Raw genomic sequence first — 6,101 nt, 5'->3', positions numbered from 1 at the left:
CCTCTGCGGGCATGAGTCCCAAACCAGGAAACCCAGCTCATGGGGCTGGCTTTGCCCGACAAGGCTATCATGCCCGCTCCTCCATGTAAAGTTGCGAGCAAATGAATTGCAGAACCAGTATGACCAAGCATATTTGCGTCATCAGGAAGAGCTTGAAAACATTGAAAGGGAATTTACACAAGATTAAGGACTTGACTAGGATGCCAGGTACTCACACAATTAGAGAGGCATGAATTGTGTGAGAATCTAGTATCCCGGCGTAGATAGGGAGGGCTAGCTGTTATTTAACCAACTCATGTTGGAAAGCATAAATGACCGCCTGTGTGCGGTCTTGCACTTCGAGTTTCGATAAGAGGTTGCTGACATGCGTCTTCACTGTTTTCAGTGCGATAAAGAGTTCATCCGCGATGTCTTGATTGGTTTTGCCTTTTGCGAGCAGGAGCAAAATTTCCAGTTCCCGTTCGGTCAGATCATCATGAAGCGCGCGCTCGTTACTCGCCCGCATCTTTTGCATCATTTTCGTTGTCACTTCCGGTTCCAGCACGGTTTGCCCTTTCAGCGTTTCACGGATGGCCTCCGCGATCCGCTTGGCATTCGATGTCTTCAATATGTAGCTGATGGCTCCGGCTTCCAGGGCGGGGTATACTTTATCATCATCTAAGAAACTCGTGACAATGACAATTTTCGCTTCCGGCCATTCCCGAATGATGGCAGCGGTTGCTTCCGCTCCGTTCATTTCGGGCATTACCATATCCATCAGGATGATATCCGGACGCAACGCTAGCGCTTTATCCACGGCTTCTCGCCCATTCGACGCTTCTCCGATAACTTCCATGTCCGGCTGGATTTGCAAATAGGCGGATACCCCGATGCGCACCATTTCATGGTCATCCACTAATAGAATCCGAATCATGTGGCTCCTCTTCTCCTTTCCGAGCAGGTATTTTCACTTCCACGATCGTCCCTTGCGAAGGGACCGAGACAATTTTGCAAGTGCCCCCGATTTCAATAGCCCTTTCCTTCACATTTTGTAACCCATAGGAACCGCCTTTGCCGTCACTTTCCTTGAAGCCGACGCCATTATCCTGCACTCGGAAAATGGCCAAATGATCTCTTTCGATGAATAAAACATCGACTTCGGTCGCATGGGCATGCCGCAATGTATTAGATAACGTTTCCTGCGCAATGCGGAATAAATGATCTTCCGCCCCTTTCGATAAGCTGACTTCTTCCAATCGGTAGCGGATCGTAAACGTCACTTTCTCTTTTAATTCGACAAGCAGCTCTTCCAGACCTTCCGCAAGCGATTTGTTGTTAAGAGCGGCTGGACGGAGATGGAGCAAGAGGGCTCGCATTTCCAACTGGGCTTGTTGAACGATCCGTTCAATTTGGCGCAACGGTTTTTGGGATTCGCTATCCGCCTCCTGTTCAGTGATGGCGGAGAGTAGCATTGATGCGGCAAATAGCTGTTGGGAAACGGAATCATGCAGTTCCCGGGCGAGCCGTTGTCGTTCTTGTACAATACGTTCCTGAATCAGTTTGTCTTGCGCTTCCGCCCGTTCATCGGTGATCCGCTGCAAACTTTTCCGCTGCGATTGAAGGACGTTGGACACCGAATCGATGGCACGGTCCATCCGTGGCGTGAATTTTTCTTTCTGATGATCATTTTGTTCAGTTTCCAGTAAACTGGATAATCGCTGCTCAATCGCTTTTTCTTTTGATCGTCCCACCGAACCTGACCAGATGGCGATGCCGAAGCCGAGGAGGAGGGTGGTCATCACAATCCACAAACCGAGGGGAACGTCCGCAAACTGCATGTCATAAAAGGCGAACCAGCTTTCCTGTAACGGCAAGTCAAATAGGAAATAGATATATACGGCTGTAATTCCCGTCAGCAAGAAGGTCAAAAACAAGCCGCGCCCGATGATTGCTTTCATTTTCGATTCACCTCGATATCCCCGATCCAGGTCGACAAGGTAATGATCAGTTCCGCGTCATCATCCCGTTTCCCTTCATAGCTATCCTTCATATGAAGACTTTCATTAATCAATCGCTTCCGGTAACGATCAAATATCTGCGCGTCCCCGAGTAAGGTCGTGTAGTGGATGCGGACCGGAATTTCATAGGGGAGATCGATCCTGATTTTTCCAAGGCCTTGGCGGACTGCAATGAATGAGGCGCCTTTCGGTAGAACCGTATCCGTCACATCCACGTGGATATCCCCGAAAAAGCCTTGAATATGAATGTCTTCCCATTCATATGTTGAAAACGGGGAAGATTGGACAGAAAATAATTTGTTTTTCCAGATTCCATTCGGCGTCTCCCTTTGAAATTCCTTGAGGGGTCGGATGATTTCTTCGGAAGGCACGCCCATCCATAATTTCCGCAGCACATAGACAAGCCCGAAGAATATGAGTAAACGTAAGCTCCAGAGAGTGAGGAGTGCCATGATGATGAAGAACAAACCGAGGATAAACGTCCATTTGGAACGTTTTCGCGTCCCGTAATAGAGGAGTCCGGCTCCAAGAAGGACGAACACAATATTGCCATTATGGAAGAAAGCCGCCTCGACAAACACAAAGAGGAGGAACAGGAATCCCCAAAATGCAATTTTATTCGTGCTGAATGAATCCATTTCGTGTTGCCTCCTTCTTTAAGTCAGGATATAGGAAGAGGAAGGCTGATTGCCTTCCTCTCAAATTTGAGTACCGATTCTCTTCTAAGTTTACACAATTTCTACATCTTTTGCCGTGTTTTTTTCAAGTGATTCCAGACGGCGTTCCATGGACGAGATTTCGAATTCCCGGTCGATTTTCCCGCCGAGGTCCTCGATATATTTTTTCATCTCGGCAGTCGAGCCTATTCCGCTCTCCTTCGCGCCAGGTGAGATGAATTGATCCATCCGGCGATGGGCGCGTGTCACGTTCTCTTTCCCCATTAATTGGAGTTGGCGCACTTTCATGTCCTTCACTTTATGTTTCATTTCTTCGAATTTCTGTTCCAATGACATCAATTCATAAGCCGTTTCGGAGATGCTTTCGGAAAGCTCAGCTGCCCTCGTTTCATAGGCGAGCACTTCATTTTCCGCAAAGCTGATCAAATCGCCTTCTTCCGCTGCTTTTGCGAGTTCCAGCTGGCTCCGTCGTTTCTCCGCCATGTTTTCCGCTTCTTTCAATTCCTTCTGGAGCGCTGCTTTCAACTTGCTCTGCCGCTCCAGCAACTTACCGATCGATTCCGTCTGTTTTTCAGCTTCACGAAGGTATTGATTGAGCATGGCGATCGGGTTCTTGCTTTCCTTTTTGTCGAATAAAGTGTGTAGATCCGCTTGCACGGAATATTTGAATCTGTTCCAAAGTGAGTTCATCTGGGGTTCCTCCTCTTATTTTATAATTTCTTTCCATTGTCTCTCGAAATTGTCGAAAGGATCATTTGTTTCAGCAATGACATTGTCGTTCTCGGCACCTTTCCATTTACGCCATACGTAGAGAACGCCGATCAGGGCGATAATTCCAAAGAATGCGGGGACATTTGCGATGGCAGTCAATAAACCGATGAGTAGAACGGCTCCCCAAAATAGTTTGGATAGAGTGGACTCGCTTTTTTGCAGATAGTGGAAACCGGCGTAGGCGACCAGCGCGGAAAAGGCGAGGCCGAGCATCGATCCAAGATTCGCTACGACGACAATCCCTGCAATAATGCCAAGAACAAAGAGACCAAATTTCTTCATGTGTAGTACCTCCTTTTGTTTATACATTGATGATATCGGGTTTGCGGAATTCCCTGAACGGGCGGGAAACGGATTTTGCTCTACGCCTTAAGGCTGAGCCTATCTAATCAAAACTGGCAAATATCTATTAATTATGATAAATTCATTGTTTTTCGGAGGAAAAACGGGAGGGTGTGCCGAAGAAGGGTTAAGAAGCAGATAGGCGTTCAGAAGCCGATGCGTGAGAACTTATTACTATCTATGAATGAATCATCATTCATTATAGGGGGTTGAGGAAGTAAATGAGAGAGGTTGTTATTATCGAAGGGGTTAGGACTGCGGTCGGAAGAAGGAAGGGAAGCTTTGCCGGCTATCGGGCGGATGAATTGGCTGCGGTCGTATTGGAGGAAGTGGTCAGACGGGCCGGTGTTGAAAAGGGCGATGTGGAGGATGTCATTTTAGGTTGCGTCACGCAAATTGGTGAACAAGCGATGAATGTCGCTCGCACTTCTGCGTTGATTGCCGGATTTCCGATTCATGTGCCGGGTGTGACAATTGATCGTCAATGTGGTTCAAGCCAACAGGCGGTCCATTTCGCATCCCAGGCCATTGCGTCAGGGGATATGGATATCGTTATTGCGGGCGGTGTCGAGAATATGACGCGCTCGCCGATGTTTTCTAATATTGGAGACACCCAAACAAGTCCAAAACTGATGGAACAACATGAAATCATCAATCAAGGCTTTTCCGCTGAACGGATTGCGAAGAAATGGGGATTGTCACGCGAGGACTTGGATCGTTTTTCCATGGAAAGCCATAAACGGGCGTTCGAAGCCATCGCGGAAGGCCGTTTCCAAGATGAAATCGTACCTGTTGAAGTGGTCCAAGAAGATGGTTCGGTCCGGACGATGGAAGTCGATGAAGGTCCGCGTAAGGGATCGACGATGGAAGTGCTGGGTGGATTGCCGACTGTGTTCGACGAGGAGGGAGTCATTACGGCTGGAAATGCGAGCCAGATGAGTGACGGTGCCTCCGCGGTACTGCTCATGTCCCGCGAAAAGGCGGATGAGCTCGGGGTGAAACCGATCGCCCGCATCGTGGCCCGCTCGGTCGTCGGTTCCGATCCGACATTAATGCTCACGGGTCCAATCGAAGCGACAAAGAAAGTGTTGCTGAAAGCCGGACTGACGATTGGGGATATGGATACGTATGAGGTGAATGAAGCTTTTGCACCTGTTCCGCTTGCTTGGTTGAAGGATACGGGCGCCGATCCGGCAAAGTTGAATCCAAACGGGGGAGCCATCGCGCTTGGACATCCACTCGGGGCGACGGGGACACGGATTTTCGTTTCCATGATCAATGAATTGAAGCGCAGGAATGGCCGATACGGATTAATCGCCATTTGCGAAGGGATGGGCATGGCGAACGCGACAATTATCGAACGTCTGGAGTAGGTCGAAAGGGTTGATTTGCAAGCAGGTGCCTGTTTAGTGCTAGTAAACGCCGGCCAATTGCCAGCAACCTGGGGATGTGTGCAAGCAAATCGGCTGTGAATGCAAGAGACCTATTGCAGAATGCAAGCAAACAAAGAGGGGGAGATGTTTGATGGAAATGAAAGAAACAGTGGCCATTGTGACCGGAGGGGCTTCAGGTCTCGGGGAAGCGACGGTCAGAAGGATTGTTGCTGCCGGCGGAAAAGCGGCCATTTTCGATATGAATGAAGAACGGGGCCAAGCGCTCGCTGAGGAGCTGGGGAATGACCGGGTTTTATTCCTGAAAACAGACGTGGCAAATTCCGGGGAAGTGGATGTCAATGTGGCGAACGTAAAAGAAACATTCGGGAAAATCAATGCAGCGATCAACTGTGCAGGGATTGCGACGCCAGGGAAAGTGCTGTCAAAGCGAGGCCCGCTCGACTTGAGCCAATTTGAACAAGTGATCCGTGTCAATCTGACGGGGACATTCAATGTAATTCGTCTCGCGGCCGCGGCCATGCAGGATAACGAGCCGAATGAAGAAGGCGAGCGCGGTGTCATCGTAAACACCGCTTCGGTCGCCGCTTATGAAGGGCAAATCGGACAAGCGGCGTATAGCGCGTCGAAAGGGGGGGTTGTCGGGTTGACGCTGCCGATTGCACGCGAGTTAGCGTCCAGCGGCATCCGCGTCATGACAATCGCTCCGGGGCTGGTGGAAACGCCGCTCTTCGCCGGTCTGCCGGAAGCGGCACGTGAATCACTTGCTTCGATGGTGCCATTCCCTCCAAGGCTCGGACGTCCGGAAGAATATGCGAAATTGGTGGAGAGCATTTTCACGAATCCGATGCTGAACGGGGAAGTGATCCGGTTGGACGGCGCCATCCGGATGCAGCCGAAGTAATAGTAAATTACAAGAAACG

The 6,101-nt window shown here is 49.6% G+C and carries 8 protein-coding genes; 3 read left to right on the top strand and 5 right to left on the bottom strand.

All coding sequences use genetic code 11. The features are described 5' to 3' along the window. Positions 1–187, top strand: a 187-nt coding sequence (locus AB1K83_RS17650; protein WP_413059524.1) for a hypothetical protein, incomplete at its 5' end; no start/stop codon positions are given. 93 nt (positions 188–280) lie between these two features. Here AB1K83_RS17650 and AB1K83_RS17645 read toward each other — a convergent pair. The 5 genes from AB1K83_RS17645 to AB1K83_RS17625 form a co-directional block, all read right to left on the bottom strand. Further along, positions 281–913 (bottom strand): response regulator, encoded by a 633-nt coding sequence (locus AB1K83_RS17645; RefSeq protein WP_413059523.1) that lies wholly within the window; start codon positions 911–913, stop codon positions 281–283. Continuing rightward, positions 888–1,937: a sensor histidine kinase gene (locus AB1K83_RS17640; protein WP_413059522.1), complete on the bottom strand. Its 1,050-nt coding sequence runs from the start codon at positions 1,935–1,937 to the stop codon at positions 888–890. Before AB1K83_RS17640 ends, AB1K83_RS17645 begins: the two co-directional genes overlap by 26 nt. Beyond that, positions 1,934–2,635, bottom strand: a complete 702-nt coding sequence (gene liaF, locus AB1K83_RS17635) for a cell wall-active antibiotics response protein LiaF (protein ID WP_413059521.1) — start codon at positions 2,633–2,635, stop codon at positions 1,934–1,936. The genes AB1K83_RS17640 and liaF overlap by 4 nt, the downstream gene beginning before the upstream one ends. A gap of 90 nt (positions 2,636–2,725) precedes the next feature. Then, positions 2,726–3,364, bottom strand: coding sequence for a PspA/IM30 family protein (locus AB1K83_RS17630; RefSeq protein ID WP_413059520.1), 639 nt, complete (start codon positions 3,362–3,364; stop codon positions 2,726–2,728). Between the two features lie 15 nt (positions 3,365–3,379). Continuing rightward, complete coding sequence (locus tag AB1K83_RS17625; RefSeq protein ID WP_413059519.1) at positions 3,380–3,727, bottom strand: ABC transporter permease; 348 nt, start codon at positions 3,725–3,727, stop codon at positions 3,380–3,382. A gap of 281 nt (positions 3,728–4,008) precedes the next feature. Between AB1K83_RS17625 and AB1K83_RS17620 the strand changes: the two genes are divergently transcribed. After that, the gene (locus tag AB1K83_RS17620) at positions 4,009–5,160 is read left to right on the top strand and encodes a thiolase family protein (RefSeq protein WP_413059518.1); all 1,152 of its coding nucleotides are present in this window, start codon (positions 4,009–4,011) and stop codon (positions 5,158–5,160) included. 151 nt (positions 5,161–5,311) lie between these two features. Beyond that, entirely contained in the window at positions 5,312–6,082 is a 771-nt protein-coding gene (locus AB1K83_RS17615) for a 3-hydroxyacyl-CoA dehydrogenase (protein ID WP_413059517.1), read from the top strand. Positions 6,083–6,101 lie beyond the last annotated feature (19 nt).

It is taken from the genome of Sporosarcina sp. 179-K 3D1 HS (genome assembly GCF_047228905.1).
Taxonomy (GTDB): Bacteria; Bacillota; Bacilli; order Bacillales_A; family Planococcaceae; genus Sporosarcina.
This window is presented reverse-complemented; position numbering and strand designations above follow the sequence as displayed.